Below are 18,672 nucleotides of genomic sequence, written 5' to 3'. Positions count from 1 at the left end.
TTTTTATTAAGATTTAATTAAGTATTATGGATAAAACTAATACTAAACGGGGAGCAGGAGTTGTGAGCAAACTTACTCTATGCTGCCAAAATGCTAGGGGTTATTTACCTAAGTTAGGTATCAAAAGCCCTGTAGCCTGGGTTATATACCCCATCTTTGAGGAACGACTATGAAATATCTAACTCTGCTTGCTGCTGCTCTTGTTTTTGCTGGTTCTGCTGCGGCAGTTGACTGTACTGATTGTCATGAGCCTATCGATCAGGCAACACACGTTGAAGCTGAAGCAACACTTGGTACGTGTAATGATTGTCATGGATTTTCTGATGCTCACGAAATGGATATGGAGCTTCATGAAGCGACATTGACCATGGCTGAGTGTGCAGACTGTCACGGAATGTAATATCCGTTGCTAGTGCCAAAAAAGCGAGCTTAATAGCTCGTTTTTTTGTGTCTGGCCGTAAATGCTCCTGGCATTTATCGGCATTTTCTACATCCTTGTAAGTTACTGACATTTATCGGCATTTCCTACGTTGACCCATATGGATATGGGGAATGTCTTTTTAGCGTATGGAACGCTTAAGACCTTGTAGGTCAGAACACTTATGCTGCTCGCCATGGATGGATCACGAGTTTAATCCACCCAGTGCAGCACATCACGTATCACTGACCAACGTGGTTTCTCCTCAATAGCCCCTTGTCCTAACATCCAATAGTTATAGATCGCATCTTGGTGGCCATCGACCTTACGTAGTTTTTGCCAATTATTAACATAGTTAAGCAGGGATTGATTGTTCTGAGCCACGGCGTAGGCAACAGGGTAGCGGACACTGTTCTCAAGTATTGCTATACCATAGCCCGGAAAGAAGAGAGTCCAGGCTGAGCCTGCTTGAGCACTGATGACTACGGCATCATATTTATCACTTTTCTGTCTAAAAAAGTTCTTATAACCAGGAATTTTAACAAAGTTAAGGTTAGTGTACTTTCTCTTTGCCTCCTCAATAATATCGCTGTGCTCAACATAAGCTATGGTCATCTCCTCTAAAGACAAGATGCGCTCGGTGCTTTTAAAGCGGTTAACCATATGATCGCGGGTGGCGATGGCTAGGTTTAGCTCAAGTACTGGCTCAGCATAGCTAAGTTTATCCATCTGCTCGATATCCATAGCTAAACCGGACATGGCGATATCGAAAAAGCCCGCTTTAAGTGATTCAGCCAGCTTATCTTTCTGAAAAGGGATAAATTCTATTTTTAGATCTAAATCTTCGGCGAGTTTACTTGCCATTGCACTGTCAAAGCCTACTAACTGCCCTGCGTTGTTGTAGTAGCTAAAGGGAACGTTACTAGGAATATAGCCGACTCTCAAAGTGCCTCTTGCACGGATAGTCTGCAGATCGGCAATGGGGTGGGTGGGAGTCTTACCTAATTGTGGGAACTGCCTCTCAACGGTAGTTGGTACTTTATCGGCAACTTGCATATTGGCAATAACGCCGCTGGTGATCTCTGGACTATGGATAAACATCCCCATACCAACACGTAATAGCACGATAGTGATAGCGGTGCCGGCCGCGATACCTAGGCCCATTTTTATAAGTCTAGGAGGAGATAGCTTGAGGCAACCGTGAAATAACGCAGCTGTCAGTAGTGTTAGAGTAAACAGGTTCATTACTGCGGCAATAGAGTTAAACTTCCCGGTAATAAAGCCTGACATCACAAATAACTGGAAGAGATCTGAGGGAAGGTGAACCAGATCAAGCATAAATGGGATCGCCACATAAACACTGCCAAACAGCGACAATAGCCCACTGATAGAGAGCGAAGGAATAGCCGTGATATCTATTGGAGTTCCGTTAAACCACCCTGCGAAAAATACAAATAGGATAACCGTCAACTTACCTATATTGGGGAAAGTGAAAGCGATAGGTACTAAGATTTCAATCAAAGTCGCACCATCTTCAGTAAGCTGATTATGCTCCGCCATTATCTGCTTACACTCTTCTATAATCACTGGGATAACGATAAAGATATTACCTGTGGCGAACGCTGTTACTATCCCTGCTTTCGCTATGCTAAGGGCTTGATGAAAGGTGATGGGAGTTAGGGAGGAAACTATCCAAGGCAAGATCCAGAATGTCAGTAGTAAACAGAGTACGAAGTAACTGATAAGGTAGACCTGCATACTGGCAAATTCATCCACCCCCATGGTACCGGCTGCCGATGCTGACATAGCAAAAATACCGATAGGGAGTACCTTTACCAAACCTCTAGTGATGCGGGAAAATATCTCACCGCTGGTGTGCATAAAGGTTAATATCTGCTGTTTATGCTCCCCCTCCATGCCAATTAACGCTAAGCCCATGGCGATGCTAAACACCACCATAGCGGGGACATATCCTGCTGCCATCGACTCGAACGGGTTAGAGGGAATATAGAGCTTAAAGTAGTCTATGGCCGTAGCAGGCTCTATGCTGCTGGTACTGAAGAATGAGGCGGATTCAACAAAGGGAAAGGAGAGCGGCATCAGTGCAATGGTCACTAAAGCCAAAAGCCAGAGCAGAAGCATAATAAGGCCGGCACGACTAAAAATAAGGGTCGCGGTACTCTTTTTCAGCTTACCTATGCCGCCGATGAGTGAGACTAAAATATAGGGAAGTACTGTCATCTGCATCAATAAAATAACGGCATTACCTACGGTGCTTAACCAACCAACAGATTCACCGAAAAAGATCCCGACGCCGAAACCGATAAACATGGCGACTAACATCTGAGATGAGCTAGTCATGGTAAAGAGTTTTTTTATCACTTTAAGACGTCCTAAAGAAAATTGTCTGAAACACTCATATTTTGGAATTGCGTAATCGCGAGTTTAAGAAAACAGTAACAAAGAGATCTCAAACTATTCAACATTCTACCATGTGTTTGTAGAGTATTTTTTAGTTTAGATAAGCTACGTGTCTATTTATTGGGCTGTAAAAAGGTGCTGATAGATGAGTTGTCTGATAAAGGGGTATGTTTATTTTTTTATTATTACTCTGTATTGTTTTTGTTGGTTTGCTCTTTAGGGAAAAGAAGTGCGGATAGATACTATTTATCGTTACATGTTATTGATGTTACTGGTTGTTGCCAGTACAGAAACTCTCTCTGCTGATTCTTGGCTGGATAAAGTGAAATCAGGTTATAAGGAGGTCGAAAATAAAATCACCACTGAGTTCTCTTTAGATGACAAAACGGAAGAGCTGGCACTCGCTAAGCCTCTGCCTTTGGATGTACCTGCCAACTGGCATTACTCCTATTTCAATGAGCCAATTTTTAATAGCCAAATGGTCATTTTAGAAGATGGTGTTCAACACAGAAAGACCATAGTTTTGGTTCATGGCCTTGGTGAGCTAGGAATGAAAGATTGGTTTAATCTAATTCCTAAATTAGCTGAGCAATATCATGTTATTGCAGTTGATCTGCCAGGCTTTGGTTTATCAGGTGTTCCCCAAGGGCGTTACACGCCAACAAATTATGCAAAAGTGCTTAATGCTGTTCTGAACCAATATGTAGACTCGCCTATCACTCTCGTTGGCCATTCGATGGGAGGCGCGATAAGCCTCAGGTTTGCATCCATGTATCCAAACAGTGTGGATAAGCTTGTGTTAATCGACGTTGCAGGAGTGCTTGAAAAAACGGCCTTTGTTAAACATATTAGCGAGCTTCCTTTTGATGAGTCATTGGTTCCGAATATGCTTAAAAAAACCATAGCGCAGGTTAATGACTTTGGCTCATCTCTGGTTGAGTTAGGCACCTTGCATGATCCTGCATCCGATTTCTTACACGGTAATGATGTGACTTGGAATGCATTGTTGTCGAACTCACCTAATATCAATGCTGCACTGAGTTTGGTTGAAGAGGATTTTAACTCGGCAGTAAGAAATTTAACTGTCGATACATCGATTATCTGGGGAGCGAAGGATACTGTTGCGCCTATAAGAACGGCAAAAGTTCTGTCTGCCAATATTGAAAGTGCACGCTTAGTAATCATCGAAAATGCCTCTCATGTACCAATGAAAAGTCATCCCCAAGAGTTTATGGTTGAATTGCAACACGCGCTTGCCTCAAAAACTGTTAAAGAGTCAATTGTGGAGAAAGGTAAAACAGATAAGAGCCAAGGAGATCTTGTTTGTGATAATAAAGCTAATATGACCTATAGCGGTAATTTTGATGCAATTATTTTAAATCAATGTACCAATATCAAGTTGAAAGAGGTGACTGCAACTAGTCTAGAGGCGAATGACTCCTTAGTTGAAGTTGAGAACCTTTTATTGGTGAGTCATCGTATTGCACTGAAGGCAGATGAATCCGTAATTCGTATTACTAATGGGGTCATTAAGGGGGATAAAGCGATCTCATTATCAGGTAGTCGACTCGACCTAGCCGGCGTTGAGATTATAGGAGGAGAATATACAATCTATTCAGATAAACACTCTCAAGTTGTATTCTCTATCTGTAAGAGCGAAAGTCAGCAATTCAGTGGACTTCTTCATGGAGTCTATGAGTTAACAGAAACAACACTTGATGAGTTACTGTATTCTAGTAAGTAGCGCTTCTTCACTCAGAAGATCCACTTGTTACCGTTCCTGCAAGAGGTTGACCTATATCATCGGTTTGGAAGTCGCTCGACGACCAAATCGATAAAGGCCCTGACCTTAGGTGATAGGTGCTTACGACTTGGGTAAACCACAAACACATCTATGTCTGTCGTTGGATACTGGGGAAAGAGGATCTCAAGCTTGCCTGTCTCTAGGGTATCTTGCAGATAGAACTCAGGTAAGCGGCAGATCCCTAAACCATCTAAGGTCATTGCAAACTCCATCTCACCGCTATTACAAAGAACTTTTTGTCTAACATCGACGAAAAAGCTCTTACCTTGCTTGTCGCTATAGTGCCAACGCGTGGGTAGTTTTAGGTTGGAGTAACAAAGGCAGTTATGTTTAGCTAACTCCTGAGGGTGATAGGGGCGTCCATGTTTGGAAAGGTATTCTGGCGTTGCTACTGTGTAGGCTTTGCAAGAGTATATTTTACGGCAGATTAAGCTAGATTCATCTAAGTTCTGTGATGCTCGAATCACTAAGTCATAGCCTTCGCTTATCACATCGACACGGCGATCATTAAGATCTAACTCTAAATTTACATTAGGATAATTCAGCATATATTGGCTCAATATAGGCCGCAGATAGTTATTGGCAAACCCCACTGGACTGCTGATTTTTAAGTGCCCCTTTGGGCTGACATCATGTTGAGTGATGAGTTGAACCGCTTGTTCTGCGTCCTGAACAAGTTGAAGGCATTGCTGATGGTAGGCTTGTCCCTCTGGGGTTAATCCAATAGAGCGTGTTGTTCGGTTAAGCAGTCTTACCCCTAGGCGACTTTCAAGCTTGTTCACCTCTTTGCTGACGTAAGAGGTGGAATGGCCTAAGGCTTCAGCCGCCGCAGAAAAGCCACCACTTTTGACCACTTGGGTGAAGATCACTACGCCATCAAACAGCTTATTCATAGTCATATGGAAATAGTCTTTATAAATTGAGGTTATTAATCTTAATTGAATGTTAATATACACTGCTTCTCATTGAGTTGTTAGTTGTCGTTCAGTGACAGCAGCTCGCCTTTTTAATGAATGATGACTAATTAAGAGAGAAGCCCATGAAACTATTAGCCCTTGCTGCCAGCAGCAGCTCAAAATCTATCAATAAGCAACTTGCCACCTACGCAGCTTCACTCGTTGAAGGAGCCGACGTAGAGATACTCGATATTAATGATTATGAGATGCCACTTTTCAGTCAAGATAGGGAAGATGAGTTAGGTCACCCTGAGTTGGCACAGCGTTTTTTTGCAAAAATAGGCGAAGTTGATGGCATTATCATCTCATTTGCTGAGCACAATGGCTCGTACACGGCGGCTTACAAGAACCTGTTCGATTGGACCTCTCGTATCGATCAAAAAGTATTTCAAAACAAACCTATGGTACTACTTTCGACCTCCCCAGGACCCGGTGGCGCCAATACCGTATTAACGGCTGCAAAAGGTTCTGCGCCACACTTTGCTGGGGATGTTAAAGCGAGTTTATCTATCCCGAGTTTCTTTGATAACTTTGATATGGAAGCCGGTAAACTGCGTAATGAAGAGTTAAAGCAAGCTTTGTATGAAGCGGTGAATAAGCTTTAATATTTACATATCAAGTTGAAAAAAACCGCTTAGGCGTTAACTAAGCGGTAACATGAAGTTTCATGTTAAAAGCAAGGTTGGGAGACCTTGGATGGAATCTCTAGCCCATTTCAAATGGGTAAAGCCTAGATTTATAAAGCATATTTCACTGAGAACTGCAGGTAAGTTGAGTCTGCATCGGCATCACTGACCTCATAATTACCGATCTCTATCCCTGTCCACAGGTGTGGCGTGAGCTGTTTAATCAGGTTTACTCCCCACATCTGTCTCTCTCTATTTTGAATGTCGGTTTCTGCATGACCGTAAAAGAGGGTGCTGCGATAACTCTCACTCCAGAAATGACGGTAGGCGGCGTAATAGGCAGTGGTCTCTTCCGGTACGCTATTGTCACCATCAGGAATGATATCTGTGGTCAGCCCCGGTGCCACATACCTGCCTGACTCTCCAACATTGACCTGAAAACGAAAATCATCCCTTTCTCCAATTAACAACTTACCGTAAAGGTTAAATGCGGCAGTGGTTTTATCTATGCCATCGCTGTCAAGTTGACGGACTAATGCGGCAACCCCAAGCTCTCCCCAATCGGCTTTATGTATGTAGCGTCCAACAATATCGGGAATAGCATCATTCTTGTTGTCGGCGCCAGTGGTTTCTGGATTTTCCAATGCGAACTGAAAGCCACCATAGGTGTAGCGGATCTGAGTTTGACGAATAAAGGCTTCACCGACATGGGGGCCACCAAAATCTAAGGTCTCAGGAATCGCTGTCAGTGGCATGAAGGTTGACCATGTTTGACCTACAAGCCAGTTGTCATATTTGATAAAGGCGTGACGTAATCTTGGGTCGTAGTTATTGACGACCGCCTCGCTGCCATCGGAGCCGTAAAAATCCATCTCCACAAATCCCATCACCTTGCCATGGGTGTAGCTGGCGTTAAATCTTGACTCTCGCATGGTGAAGTTAGTTTGTGATGAGTCTTCACCTGTAGCGCCCGTTGCTATCCAAAATGGGCGATAAGGCACTTCGCCGGATACGTGGCGGACATCAGCTTTAAGATACCCTCCGAATTTGAGCTTATTGTCTTCACCGAGATCAAACTCGAAAGCTGCGTAACTCGAACTGCTAAAGAGTCCTAATGTGATGAGGGCTAATGTTGAAGTTTTCATATCTATCTCCTTATTTTATTTTTAGTTTCGCTTTTTAACTCAATCGACTAAGGCCAAATAGTTCTGGGAAGAAAACGAGAAGAGCCAGAATTAACATCTGTATGGCGATAAAGGGCAGCACCCCTTTGTAGATCGCTAATGTCTTAATTTGTGGTGGCGCGACTCCCTTGAGGTAAAACAGACTGAAGCCAAAGGGGGGCGTTAAAAATGAGGTTTGTAGGTTCATGGCGATAAGAATGGCGAGCCAGTTCATATTGAGTCCCAACGAGAGGGCTATCGGGGTCAAAATTGGCACTATGATGAAGGCGATCTCAATGAAATCGATGAAGAAACCTAAGATAAAAATGGTGAGCATGGCGATAAGTACAAATGTCCATTGGGCGTTTGGCAACGAGACAAAAAACTCCTCAACGATGGACTCTCCTCCGCTATAGCTAAACACCATAGAAAATGCTGTGGCGCCGATAAGCACGGCAAACACCATAGAGGAGACCTTGACGGTTTCTAGTGCGCTGTCAAAAAGGAGTTTGAACTTGAACTTGCTATAGATGAGTGCCAGCAATAGGGCGCCAACGCCACCCAGAGCGGAAGACTCTGTGGGAGTTGCCAGTCCTGAATAGATAGAGCCCAAAACCGCAACGATGAGAAATAGCGGTGGAATAATCAGTTTCAAGCACTTGATAACCATGGTCAGGTTAGGCTCATCAAGCTCATTTTTTATGGGCGGTGCAATACTGGGTTTGATGTTGACTATGGCTAAGATATAGATGAGATAAGCACTCACCAGTATCAAGGAGGGCAGAAGTGCTGCGGTGAACAGATCGCCAACAGGCAGTCCCATTACATCTCCGAGGATGATTAAGATAATCGAAGGGGGAACGATTTGACCTAAAGTGCCTGCTGCACAAATAATGCCTGTGGCTAATTTCGGATCATATCTATGCTTGAGCATCACTGGCAGGGATATTACCCCCATGGCAACCACACTGGCGCCAACCACTCCCGTAGATGCCGCTAAAAATAGGCCGACAATGATGGTCGATATTGCCAAACCGCCTTTAAGTCCTCCAAAAAGTTTCCCCATGGACTCAAGCAGCTCTTCAGCCAAATTAGTCTTCTGCAATACGATCCCCATAAAGATAAACAGGGGAACTGCCATCAAAATGGTGTTTTGCATCGTGCTCATAATTCTAAATGGCATAAATGCGAATAGATCGATGCCGAGCACTAAGATCCCGATAGCCATAGAGACGCCAGCAAAGGTAAATGCAATGGGGAAGCCAAAGAAGATGGCGATCATCGCGATAATAAAGAGCGCTAAACCAGTCATTATTTTGCCTCCACTGGTGAGCCAAGCAGGACTGATACTTCACCGATTAATCGGTATATCCCTGCGATGATCACGAAGACAAAGGAGAGTGGAATGACTGACTTTATGATCCAGAAGTAACTGAGTCCGCCGGGATCTGGGCTTTTCTCGCCGAGTTGATAGGCATCCTCAACAAAAGCGGCACCGAAATAGATGATAAGTAGGCTAAAGGGAAATACCGTGATGAGTACCCCTAAGATGTTGATCATAGCTTGAGTTTTTCGGCTTAGGTTGTCGTAGAAGATATCTACCCTTACATGCCCATCCTCCTTCAGTGTGTAACCTATTCCGAACATAAACATGGCGGAGAATAGGTGCCACTCCAGCTCTTGCATCGCAATGGAGATGTTATTGAATAGGTAGCGCATCACAACGTCATAAAAGACATTAAATAACATCAAAATCATTAAAATGGCGCAGAGATAACCTAAGCTATCCAGTAGTTTACCGAGTAGAGTATGTGTTTTTTTCATACGACTTTTCTTATATTTATGGCCGAGTAGGCACTGAATGCCGAGCTAAGGTAAAGTCAGAGCTCTTTAGTAAATGGGCTTGAAACGCATCAAGCCCTTCAGTCGTTACTGGCTAATTTCCAGATAGGTTTGATCAGATATTTGTGTCCATGGACGTGTTATCTCTTGATAACGTTCCTGTGACTCGATGATCGCTTTTGTAAGTGGGTCTTGCTGTTTGAACTGCTCTATTAAATCGTTATTGGCTTGTTGCAGCTTGAGCATGATGCTTGCTGGGAAGGTCTTTATCTGGATCTCTGGGTGCTCTTTCGCTATTTTTTCAAGGTTGATGGCGTTTTCATGCATCGATTGAGCATACATGTCATAGGCAGAAGCTCGCATGGCGATAGTTAAGATAGCTTGCAAATCGTTTGGCAGCGTATTAAAGGCTTTCTCATTCACTAGAAACTGCAGCTCAGTCGCGGGTTCATGCCAGCCTGTGTAATAAAAGGGAGCAACCTTTTGAAAGCCCATGCGTAAGTCCAGTGATGGTCCTACCCACTCCAAAGCATCGATAGTATTTCGCTCAAGTGCAGTATATAGCTCGCCTGCTGGGATATTGACTGGGCTTGCACCTAGTTTAGATATCACCTCTCCGGCAAAACCTGGGATCCGCATCTTAAGGCCTTGCAGATCATCTACCGACTTGATCTCTTTACGAAACCAGCCACCCATTTGATTACCAGTATTGCCACCCGGGAAGGAGAGGAGTCCATAGGGCCCGTAGACCTCCTGCATTAGCTCCATGCCGCCGCCATAGTAAAACCAAGCGTACTGTTCGGTTGCGGTCATGCCAAAGGGTCTGGTTGTAAAGAACATGGTTTTGAGATCTTTCCCCTTCCAATAATAGGAAGCTGAGTGGCCCATCTGATATTGCCCTGCTCGAACCATATCGAAGATGCCTAGAGGGGCTTTGTGTTTATTTTTGGAATCAATAGAGATAATTAGGCGGCCGTTAGACATCTCTTTAACCCGCTGTGCCATGCTTTTCACTGTGTCGCCAAATACTGGAAAATCCTTTGGCCAGGTTTCAGCTAATCGCCAGCGATAGGTTTTCTTTTCATCAGCGATTGAGCTGCTAGATGCTAAAAGTAGCGTTGAGATAATGAGTGTCGTAGATAGGTGTTTGAACATCTTGGTGTCCCATAATCAAATTAGTGAACTGCCAAGTTAGTTATTTTTTTAAAGGCTAGATATTCGTTTTACTACTGAGCCATCTAAGGGTTTTTACGTAGTTGTTCTTAGTTTTTCTCGTAATGTTCCCTCTGTCTAAGCCTCTTTAATCGGATTGAGCAGAGAAAAGACAAATTTTTTATAGATAAAACTCAACTGGCTTATCATTTTTTAAAACAATAATTTACCTTTCTGTAACATTGCTCTGCGGTATTTGTTAGTGCTGAAATATCACTCTGTAAAATCGGGTTAGGTTGAAATTTACTCTGGCTAGTGCACTAATATTAAGACAATAACAAAATAAAAATATTTCAATGGGACCCAGTTTTGGACTTCAAACAGAAGATTATTGCACTCAGTATTCTTCCGCTAGTGCTCTCAATGCTGATTATTGTTTTGGCGTTACATTATCAATCTGAACTCTTATCGGAGCAGAGTGGGGCATCTTATCGAGAGAAGATCCTTGAGTTAAGAAAGCAGCAGCTGCAATCAAATATCGAGCTAGCGATGGGAGCGATTAGCCATATTTATCAGGCTGCCAGTGAGGAGGACTTGCTTGCCCAGAAGCAGGTTGCTGAGATCCTTAATACCTTGCAACACGGCGATGATGGCTACTTTTTCGTTTATAGCGACAGAGGCGTCAATATTGTTCATCCTCGTCAGCCTTATCGTGTCGGCAAAGATCTATGGGATTGGGTTGATGTGTCCGGTAATCCCTTAATTCAGATCTTGATCTCCAATGCGCAGCAAGGGGGCGGTTTCATGAATATCTGTGGGAGAAGCCTTCAACGGGGTTACTGGCTAAGAAGCTTGCTTACTCTGTCATGTTGGATAAATGGCGTTGGATGGTAGGAACTGGGATCTATATTGATGATATAGACCGAGATGTCGTGACGCTACAAAATGAGATTAATGGATATATTAATCAGACATTTGTAGTTATTTTTGTGTTAACGGTTGCCGGTGTTGTGGTGGTGTTTTTTTCCGGTCTTTTTCTGCAGGCAAGCGAGAGGAAATTGGCTGATGTAAAGCTTAAAGCCCTGACTAACCGTATTGTCGATACCCAGGAGGTTGAGCGTCAACGGGTCTCTAGAGAGCTACATGACGGCATTATTCAGATGTTGGTCTCGACAAAGTACGTGGTTGAAAATGCTATTTTTAGATTGGATAAAGGGGAGGTAGCCACTAAGGAGTTGACCCAATGTGAGCAGTATTTAGATGCGACGATTAATGATGTGCGTCGAATATCTAGGGATCTGCATCCAAACTTACTAGAGGATCATGGTTTATCTGCTGCGCTCTCGGCGTTAATTGAAGACTATCGAAATAGACTCAATATTGATATCGCTTTTGAGCCTCTTGCCATTAATAAATTACTTCCCAGCGATGCAAGAACGACCCTGTACCGTATTGCACAAGAGGCACTGACTAATATTGAGCGCCATGCTCATGCTACAAAAGTCACAGTAAAAGTTAAGGTTAATGACGTCTGGTTTATTCTCTCAATCTCTGACAATGGAGCTGGTTTTGATACGCAGAAGTTAAGCCGGAATAAATCTCCATTTGTTGGAATTGGACTGAGAAATATGGCGGAGCGTATTAGCTACTTTAATGGCAGGCTCGATATTTACAGCGCGTCATCGGGGACTAAAGTCGTGGCCAAACTACCCAAAAAACTACTCAAATACAGTAATTCAGAGAAGAGGTAGCCGATGCGAATTTTTATTGTGGACGATCATCCGATCTTTAGAGAGGGGTTAATTGCCCGCTTATCTATGGATGATGACTTTGTCATTGTTGGCCAAGCTGCAAATGGTAAAGAAGCCCTTGAGAAGATGCCTAATCTAATGCCCGATATTGTGTTGATGGACATCAGTATGCCTGAGATGAATGGCATGGATGCTGCGGAGATTTTTAAAGATAAGTTTCCCGAGATTAAAATATTAATCCTGAGTATGCATGATGATAAGGAGTATGTGTTGAGCGTACTTAATCGTGGAGTGAGAGGCTATGCCCTTAAAGATATCAGTGCCGCTGAGATGTTCTATGCCTTACGGGTTATTCATAATGGTGGTATCTATTACAGTCGAGCTATTTCAGATCTCTTAGTCCAGAGTAGTCAGGAACCGGATAAAAATACGGTATTAACCACCAGAGAGCAGACTGTGCTTCGTTTGCTGGCTTCTGGATTGAATAATAAGGAGCTCGCTCGAGAGCTCGATATTAGTGTTCGCACCATAGAGACACATAGGCGAAATATTAAAGACAAGTTAGCCATTAAAACCAGTGCGGGCCTAGTGCGTTACGCGATTGATCACGGGCTTGATGGTTAATCCTCTTTAATAAACTCTTGTCCTGGTTGCCAGTCGATATAGACGCTGTCTTTCTCCTCCATGTAAGGCGCTTTAACGAAGACAGATTTGAAGTTTTTATCGCTTTCATTACGGAACAGGTGTGACTCTCCTGGCTCACAACGTAGGTAATCTCCCTCTTTTATCAAGACTCGAACACCATCAACATAGACGGCACATTCGCCTTCGAGGACCAAGAAAGACTCCTCCTGTTTGACATGTTTGTGACAAGGGTGAGCTTCGCCTGGCGTGATCACCACAATACCGAAATCGACTCTTGGACCATTGGTGACATATTTAGGGCCATATTCGCCAAATCGATAGTCGTGCTCAGATTCATTCGTTAAATACATAGCTGTTCCTACTCACGTTAAGTTTTATATTGTGTTGATAACTTTCTTATACTCGCTGGTATTACAATCCTGGTGCTTGCCACATGGAGGTGGTTAGTCCTTTATCGACTAAACCTAACTCCTGTTGATAAACTTCCAGCCAGCGCTGTTTCAGCTCTTGGTATTGTTGGAAGTTATCTCTATTGGGTTGATACTCTTTCTCCCACGCCACTAACTCATTTGCCGCCGACTTCATATCTTTGTAGATACCAATTCCCACACCTGCGGCCATAGCGGCTCCCAGTGCGGTAGCTTCTTTCACTTTAGGGATTTTGACCTTTTTTCCTGTCACATCTGCCAAAATCTGTGGCCAGAGTGTGCCTTTACTCGCGCCGCCAGCAAACACTAATGTATCATTATTTGAACTAATTTCATTGGCGGTGAAGTTATGTATCTTCTCTAAGTTGATGGCTGATACGATACAGGCGTTCTCCTCAAGACTTCGAAATAGGCAGGCGGGGCCGCTCTTTTCAGGATCCAGAGAGAGGTTGATAAATGAGGGAGCCGCGTGATACCAGTTGCCGTAGTTCATGGCATCGGAAAATACTGGGATGATATCGTGGGAGCCGACAGGGACGTCGCGGGCCATCTCCTCAAGAAGCTCGTAGGTGTCGATACCACGACGCTGCGCTTCTAACTGCTCAAGTTTACAAAAGGTATCCCTAAACCAGCGCATCACTAGGCCGCTAAAGAAGGTGATCCCCTCTGCTTGAGACAAACCAGGAATAACATGAGGGTTAACGCGAATTGACATATCCTTAGGTGGCGTTGTGGTGGCAGGAATATTGACGACCTGCTGCCAAAAGCTGCCGCCTAGCACAGCCATATCGCCTAGATTGACCACTCCAAGACCTGCCGCACCGAGTTGTACATCACCGCCGCCCATTACCACTGCCGTTCCTGCTGCGAGCCCTGTTTGCTCAGCAGCGCATTGAGTGACCTCTCCAATTCGAGTGCCTGTTTCATGTACGGTGGGGAAAATGGTATCGATGACGCCAACCTCTAAGGCCATTTGAGGTTGCCATTGGCGCTTTGATAGCGAGAAGATCCCCGTTGTGCCAGCATTTGAGGGCTCGGTTGCGATAACGCCACTAAGTTTTGCCAAGATCCAGTCACTGAGCATGGCCACAGTGTGCATTTGCTCGTAGATCTCTGGGTGATGCTCCTTAAGCCATAAAATTCTTGGTAATGCACCTAGGGCAAAGGTTTGTCCTGATTGCCGGTAATACTCTATCTCAATATCTGAGATGGCGCTTTTTAGCGCTTTTACCTGCTGAGCCGCTCTAGCATCGACATTGGCTACAGCCCAGATCTCGTTAGCCTCTTTGTCAAAGAGTACTATGCCTTCTCGCATGCTGGTGGCTGAAATGGATACTATCTGCTCGGGAGTGATGTTGGCATCTGCTATTACATGTTGAATACAGCGACAAAGGAGGGCCCAGTTTTGCTGGCAATCGAAGCCCATAGAGTGCTCAACGCCTTCCTCTTCTAGGTGTGACCACTCCTCTTGACCGACCGAAATTTGCTGGCCTTTAAGGTCAAACAGCACTGCTCTGCCGCTTCCTGTTCCGGCATCGATGGCTAACAGATATTTATCCATATTCATCTCCTTATGCTGCTTTGTATGGGCTTTCTCCGCTATTTTAGGGGCGGAGAAAGCATTGTTCTCACATCTAGGTTTTATTTAAACATCAAGTTAGTCTATTTAGCTGACTTGGTAGATGGCTTTGTGGCTTAATCACCGCCTCCACCACCACAACTACCACCGCCATCACCGCTTCCTCCTCCGAAGCCTCCATCGCCACCTCCTAAACCACTGTCACCATAGCTTGTTCCACCTCTTTTATGAGCAGTGCGAGTGGTGAGGTCAAAACTCTTGCCACTTCTCAACCCTTGCAGTACGCCTGCTCCAAGAAAAAGAAATATAATCCCTACGAAAATATGAAGTTTGATCAGGGAAAATATTCCTATAATACAAAGTACGAGACCTATAAAAAGTTGCATGATATCTCCTTATTATTTTGAAGTAGCAAAGACGAATACTTGCTAACCTCTCCTTTGATTCAGGGTTAAACCGTGACTCCCTCCTCGCTTGGGAGGTACTCTTTAGACAACATCATCTTGATGGCGCTCGTTAGATTAAATATTGCTGATTTTTGATTGTTATTTTGCCCATTTTTATTCGATAACTGGCAGTTAAGGGCAAGTACTTTTATTGTGTCGCTGCTCATTACTGGTAGAGTGTTATGGTTGACACAAAGGACTGTTGGGGAGAGGCCATGCTCTAAAAATGCTTCACAGGTATTGATTAATAGTTGGTTGGCCGAGTTGTCATCTAGACAGATCAAGTTATCTAAACCACCAAAGTCAATAACCGCTGTTTCAGCGGCTTCCTGGCATTTATCTAGGGTATCGAAATCTTGCTCATGATTAAGCTCGATGACGTTGGCTCCCTGTGAGGTGAGCTCAGCGGCTAGGGCTTCTCTCACATCATCACTGCCTGAGGCCACCATGATGACCTTACCAAGTAGAGGTGTGTTATTGCTGGTGGATTTTTTTAGCTTGGCTTGCTCAAGCTCCCAATACTCAACGTCAAATATCTCCTGTGCACTGAGAGCCTGATAGCGACTTATCTGCTGGGCCGTCAGGATCGCATCAAAAGTGTGATTGGTAATATCCTCTATGATGAGTGCCTCTTTCACTGTTTTTCCGAAGGAGATTGCTGCCTTATCGCGCCAAATCGCAAAGTTAGGGGCGTAGTTGAGCATGGTTTGACCCTGTTGGTAAGACTCGAAATACTCAATATATTGACTGGCGTATTCGCTTAAATCTGTTTCAAAATCTTCACCTAATATCACAGGTATCCGCTTAGTACGGATAACGTGATCCGGAGTTAAAGGCCCACGTGTGGCAATATCTCTAAGCTTTGGGTGACTGGCTATATGGCAAGAGGGCAGGGAGCTATTGAGTAGGGCAACTTGTGGTGCTCCCTTTTGTGCTGAAACCAATTTGCGGATCTGAGCTAGTTCGATTAAATCGATACTGATCTCCTGCTCAGGATATCCACTGGGGTCATGGCCAGTGGTTTCCTCAATAGCTTCCGATTTTAGACAAAGCTTAGCTTCAATAAACTGCTCTGCCTCTGTGACCAAGTCGATGGTTTTCTCGTAAGCGACCTTAGCATCATCACTGAAGGTAAATAGGCCATGGTTCATCAGCACTAACCCCTCTATTGATTGCCACTTAAGCTCTTGTGTCATCTCATGTACGAGTTTGGCTAGTGCAAATCCAGGCATGACGTAAGGGATAACAAATACCCGTTTGCCAAAGAGTTCTTGGATCATTCCTTCACCGTCTGGCGTATTTGTTAAAGTCACTATGGCATCGGCATGGGTATGATCAACATAAGCAAAGGGGATGATGGCGTGAAGAATTGCTTCAACAGAGGGGTTAGGTGCACTGGGATCTGTCATCGCTGCGCGTTGGTATTTCACCATATCGCTATCACTGAGATCATTTAGCCCAGCCATTTTAAGTAGCACATCCATTTTTACTGGAGCAAACCCTTCAGCTTCAATGGTTTCGAGATCCCAACCACTGCCTTTAACGTAGAGAATCTCCTCTGTTTCACCGAAAAGGTTAGTGATTTGAGTTTTGACCGAAGTATTACCACCACCGTGAAGTACAAGTGCGGGTTCTTGTCCGAGAAGGCGAGAGGTATAAACCCTAAGTGCTAACGGGGTATTGAGTTGTTCTGCTATCTCATTTTGCCACAAGCTGTGCATGGTAAGCCCTTCCAGATAAAAGTAAGTTAGGTGAGTCGATATTGGTTAATAACATAGCACATTCATTTAAAAAATTAAGGCTATCAACAATCTAGTGATGGCTTCTTTTATTACTTAATTTTTGAGTCTTTAATGATTCGATTAAAGCTTGGCTAAAAAAGCAAGACTGTTTCACGGCTGCTACACTAATTAGTAAAAAAGGTAGCAGCCATGACGACTCCTCTTGTAAATCGTTCAGTGATGCTGTGGCCTGAGTCGTTACAAACCGATATAGATAAGCAGCTTATTGAGGGCTTAGCGAGTATCGGTTGGCAGTTTCAGACCAGCATTTTTAAGAAAAGCAGTGCGGCTTCGGTCGGATTGGCTTTTATTGATCTCGCCTCCTTGGAACGATCTAGGGCTGTACTGGAGAAGGAGAAACATTGCCAATGGATAGTTATTACAGCCCAGGAGGAGCTAAAGCAGATAGCTAAGCGTCTCTCTTTGAGCAATGTTTATGACTATCACCACAGACCCGTGGATATCGATATTCTTTCCGCCATGATAGGCCACTGCATCGGTATGCAGCAGCTCAATACATCTGAGCCTGAGGTGCATACTGAGGGGCCAACGAAATCCCTTAATCTATTATATGAACTGGCCTGTAAAGTGGCCAAAACCGATGTGACTTTACTGCTCCAGGGGCCGTCCGGCAGTGGCAAAGAGTACTTAGCGCGCTATATTCACAAGAACTCTGCTCGTCATACAGGACCTTTTGTCAGCTTAAATTGTGCCGGAATACAAGCGACATTAGCTCAAGATGAGCTTTTTGGTCATGAAAAAGGGGCGTTTACTGGTGCGGATCAGCAACATATTGGTGCCTTTGAACAGGCTAATGGGGGAACGCTATTACTTGATGAGATAGGCGATCTACCAATGGAGTTACAGGGTAACTTCTTACAGGTCCTTGAAACTCGGCATATAAAACGAGTAGGCAGCAGTGTACTGCGTCCCATTGATACCCGTATCTTAGCTGCTAGCCATAGAAACCTGTTTGAACTTGTGCAGGAGGGGCACTTTAGGTTAGATCTCTACTATCGGCTCAATGTTATTACGTTGGAGGTACCACCGTTGGCTGCGAGGCAAGATGATATTTTGCCACTTGCTCGCCGTTTTTTACTGGAGTTTGAATCAAATCATCATGTTGCTAAGCGCCTCTCATCCGATGCTGAGCGACAACTTTGTCTGCATTATTGGCCTGGAAATGTCCGCGAGCTGCACAATGTGATCACCCAAGCCGCTATCTTAGTCGATGGAGATATTATCTATGCCAAGGACATTCAGTTCAGCACGCCCAGTGGTAGTGGTTCATCACTAAAAGAGCATCTTGAGAGGGCTGAGGCGGAGCATATTCGTTCTGTCTTGCTAGCACATCAAGGCAATCGGAATAAAGCGGCATTGCAATTGGGGATCTCTCGTCATACTCTCTATCGTCGCATCAAACAGCTTGACGTTAACGCTTAATCTTTTCCTTATCAGTTCTATTGTGAATACTTAGCTTTTAGCTCTAGGGTTAAATCTCTTAACTCAAATCATTGAAACGGTTAAAGCTTGTTATTTAACCTTAGCTTTGGCAGTTTAAGCCTAATTGCTTTCACAACCTTCACAAAACATAAGGCGTGACCACTTCGGGATAGATTATGAAAAACAATAACAATAGAGCCGCAAAACTTACCCCATT

General features: G+C 44.1%; 16 protein-coding genes and 1 pseudogene. 7 read left to right on the top strand and 10 right to left on the bottom strand.

The features are described 5' to 3' along the window. Positions 1 to 169: 169 nt before the first annotated feature. Entirely contained in the window at positions 170 to 400 is a 231-nt protein-coding gene (locus SWOO_RS19350; protein ID WP_012326349.1) for a hypothetical protein, read from the top strand. 231 nt (positions 401 to 631) lie between these two features. Here SWOO_RS19350 and SWOO_RS19345 read toward each other — a convergent pair whose 3' ends face one another. Next, the gene (locus SWOO_RS19345; RefSeq protein ID WP_012326348.1) at positions 632 to 2,800 is read right to left on the bottom strand and encodes a cation:dicarboxylate symporter family transporter; all 2,169 of its coding nucleotides are present in this window, start codon (positions 2,798 to 2,800) and stop codon (positions 632 to 634) included. A 268-nt stretch (positions 2,801 to 3,068) separates the two neighbouring features. Between SWOO_RS19345 and SWOO_RS25620 the strand changes: the two genes are divergently transcribed. Next, entirely contained in the window at positions 3,069 to 4,583 is a 1,515-nt protein-coding gene (locus SWOO_RS25620) for an alpha/beta fold hydrolase (RefSeq protein ID WP_012326347.1), read from the top strand. Positions 4,584 to 4,639: 56 nt separating this feature from the next. Here the strand turns inward: SWOO_RS25620 and SWOO_RS19335 are convergent, their stop codons facing one another. Next, on the bottom strand, positions 4,640 to 5,542 hold the full coding sequence (locus tag SWOO_RS19335; protein WP_041417799.1) for a LysR family transcriptional regulator: 903 nt from the start codon (positions 5,540 to 5,542) through the stop codon (positions 4,640 to 4,642). A 140-nt stretch (positions 5,543 to 5,682) separates the two neighbouring features. Between SWOO_RS19335 and SWOO_RS19330 the strand changes: the two genes are divergently transcribed. Next, positions 5,683 to 6,204, top strand: coding sequence for an NADPH-dependent FMN reductase (locus SWOO_RS19330; RefSeq protein ID WP_012326345.1), 522 nt, complete (start codon positions 5,683 to 5,685; stop codon positions 6,202 to 6,204). A gap of 131 nt (positions 6,205 to 6,335) precedes the next feature. Here SWOO_RS19330 and SWOO_RS19325 read toward each other — a convergent pair whose 3' ends face one another. The 4 genes from SWOO_RS19325 to SWOO_RS19310 form a co-directional block, all read right to left on the bottom strand. Then, positions 6,336 to 7,370 carry a DcaP family trimeric outer membrane transporter gene (locus SWOO_RS19325; protein ID WP_012326344.1) on the bottom strand — a complete coding sequence of 345 codons (1,035 nt, stop codon included), beginning with the start codon at positions 7,368 to 7,370 and terminating at the stop codon, positions 6,336 to 6,338. 34 nt (positions 7,371 to 7,404) lie between these two features. Continuing rightward, positions 7,405 to 8,700 carry a TRAP transporter large permease gene (locus tag SWOO_RS19320; protein ID WP_012326343.1) on the bottom strand — a complete coding sequence of 432 codons (1,296 nt, stop codon included), beginning with the start codon at positions 8,698 to 8,700 and terminating at the stop codon, positions 7,405 to 7,407. After that, the gene (locus SWOO_RS19315) at positions 8,700 to 9,212 is read right to left on the bottom strand and encodes a TRAP transporter small permease subunit (protein WP_012326342.1); all 513 of its coding nucleotides are present in this window, start codon (positions 9,210 to 9,212) and stop codon (positions 8,700 to 8,702) included. The genes SWOO_RS19320 and SWOO_RS19315 overlap by 1 nt, the downstream gene beginning before the upstream one ends. Before the next feature lie 105 nt (positions 9,213 to 9,317). After that, entirely contained in the window at positions 9,318 to 10,385 is a 1,068-nt protein-coding gene (locus tag SWOO_RS19310; RefSeq protein ID WP_012326341.1) for a TRAP transporter substrate-binding protein, read from the bottom strand. 420 nt (positions 10,386 to 10,805) lie between these two features. Between SWOO_RS19310 and SWOO_RS25615 the strand changes: the two are divergent. The 3 genes and pseudogenes from SWOO_RS25615 to SWOO_RS19300 form a co-directional block, all read left to right on the top strand. Next, a pseudogene (locus tag SWOO_RS25615) lies at positions 10,806 to 11,257 on the top strand (cache domain-containing protein); the annotation flags it as partial. A 12-nt stretch (positions 11,258 to 11,269) separates the two neighbouring features. Then, on the top strand, positions 11,270 to 12,133 hold the full coding sequence (locus tag SWOO_RS25610; RefSeq protein ID WP_012326339.1) for a sensor histidine kinase: 864 nt from the start codon (positions 11,270 to 11,272) through the stop codon (positions 12,131 to 12,133). A 3-nt stretch (positions 12,134 to 12,136) separates the two neighbouring features. After that, positions 12,137 to 12,757, top strand: coding sequence for a response regulator (locus SWOO_RS19300; RefSeq protein WP_012326338.1), 621 nt, complete (start codon positions 12,137 to 12,139; stop codon positions 12,755 to 12,757). On the opposite strand, the gene SWOO_RS19295 is transcribed toward SWOO_RS19300, so the two are convergent. The 4 genes from SWOO_RS19295 to SWOO_RS19280 all read right to left on the bottom strand — a co-directional run bounded on the left by SWOO_RS19295 (position 12,754) and on the right by SWOO_RS19280 (position 16,952). Further along, positions 12,754 to 13,128 carry a cupin domain-containing protein gene (locus SWOO_RS19295; protein WP_012326337.1) on the bottom strand — a complete coding sequence of 125 codons (375 nt, stop codon included), beginning with the start codon at positions 13,126 to 13,128 and terminating at the stop codon, positions 12,754 to 12,756. The two genes, SWOO_RS19300 and SWOO_RS19295, sit on opposite strands and share 4 nt — an antisense overlap. A 61-nt stretch (positions 13,129 to 13,189) precedes the next feature. After that, positions 13,190 to 14,767 (bottom strand): autoinducer-2 kinase, encoded by a 1,578-nt coding sequence (lsrK, locus tag SWOO_RS19290; protein WP_012326336.1) that lies wholly within the window; start codon positions 14,765 to 14,767, stop codon positions 13,190 to 13,192. Between the two features lie 134 nt (positions 14,768 to 14,901). Next, positions 14,902 to 15,171 (bottom strand): hypothetical protein, encoded by a 270-nt coding sequence (locus SWOO_RS19285; protein ID WP_012326335.1) that lies wholly within the window; start codon positions 15,169 to 15,171, stop codon positions 14,902 to 14,904. A gap of 65 nt (positions 15,172 to 15,236) precedes the next feature. Then, positions 15,237 to 16,952, bottom strand: coding sequence for a bifunctional aldolase/short-chain dehydrogenase (locus SWOO_RS19280; protein ID WP_012326334.1), 1,716 nt, complete (start codon positions 16,950 to 16,952; stop codon positions 15,237 to 15,239). A 210-nt stretch (positions 16,953 to 17,162) separates the two neighbouring features. Between SWOO_RS19280 and SWOO_RS19275 the strand changes: the two genes are divergently transcribed. After that, a complete protein-coding gene (locus SWOO_RS19275) occupies positions 17,163 to 18,455 on the top strand; it encodes a sigma-54-dependent transcriptional regulator (protein ID WP_012326333.1) in 1,293 nt (430 codons plus the stop codon). The last annotated feature ends 217 nt before the right edge of the window (positions 18,456 to 18,672 follow it).

The sequence above is a fragment of the Shewanella woodyi ATCC 51908 genome (assembly GCF_000019525.1).
Taxonomy (GTDB): domain Bacteria; phylum Pseudomonadota; class Gammaproteobacteria; order Enterobacterales; family Shewanellaceae; genus Shewanella; species Shewanella woodyi.
The sequence above is the reverse complement of the archived record's forward strand: the minus strand, read 5'-3'. Positions and strand labels throughout refer to the sequence as shown.

Coding starts and splice junctions, on each gene's coding strand:
- SWOO_RS19300 (WP_012326338.1), top strand. CDS start 12,137: ATGCGAATTTTTATTGTGGACGATCATCCGATCTTTAGAGAGGGGTTA.
- SWOO_RS19295 (WP_012326337.1), bottom strand. CDS start 13,128: ATGTATTTAACGAATGAATCTGAGCACGACTATCGATTTGGCGAATAT.
- SWOO_RS19335 (WP_041417799.1), bottom strand. CDS start 5,542: ATGACTATGAATAAGCTGTTTGATGGCGTAGTGATCTTCACCCAAGTG.
- SWOO_RS19280 (WP_012326334.1), bottom strand. CDS start 16,952: ATGCACAGCTTGTGGCAAAATGAGATAGCAGAACAACTCAATACCCCG.
- SWOO_RS19315 (WP_012326342.1), bottom strand. CDS start 9,212: ATGAAAAAAACACATACTCTACTCGGTAAACTACTGGATAGCTTAGGT.
- SWOO_RS19275 (WP_012326333.1), top strand. CDS start 17,163: ATGACGACTCCTCTTGTAAATCGTTCAGTGATGCTGTGGCCTGAGTCG.
- SWOO_RS19330 (WP_012326345.1), top strand. CDS start 5,683: ATGAAACTATTAGCCCTTGCTGCCAGCAGCAGCTCAAAATCTATCAAT.
- SWOO_RS19350 (WP_012326349.1), top strand. CDS start 170: ATGAAATATCTAACTCTGCTTGCTGCTGCTCTTGTTTTTGCTGGTTCT.
- SWOO_RS19285 (WP_012326335.1), bottom strand. CDS start 15,171: ATGCAACTTTTTATAGGTCTCGTACTTTGTATTATAGGAATATTTTCC.
- SWOO_RS19320 (WP_012326343.1), bottom strand. CDS start 8,700: ATGACTGGTTTAGCGCTCTTTATTATCGCGATGATCGCCATCTTCTTT.
- SWOO_RS19325 (WP_012326344.1), bottom strand. CDS start 7,370: ATGAAAACTTCAACATTAGCCCTCATCACATTAGGACTCTTTAGCAGT.
- lsrK (WP_012326336.1), bottom strand. CDS start 14,767: ATGGATAAATATCTGTTAGCCATCGATGCCGGAACAGGAAGCGGCAGA.
- SWOO_RS25610 (WP_012326339.1), top strand. CDS start 11,270: ATGGTAGGAACTGGGATCTATATTGATGATATAGACCGAGATGTCGTG.
- SWOO_RS19310 (WP_012326341.1), bottom strand. CDS start 10,385: ATGTTCAAACACCTATCTACGACACTCATTATCTCAACGCTACTTTTA.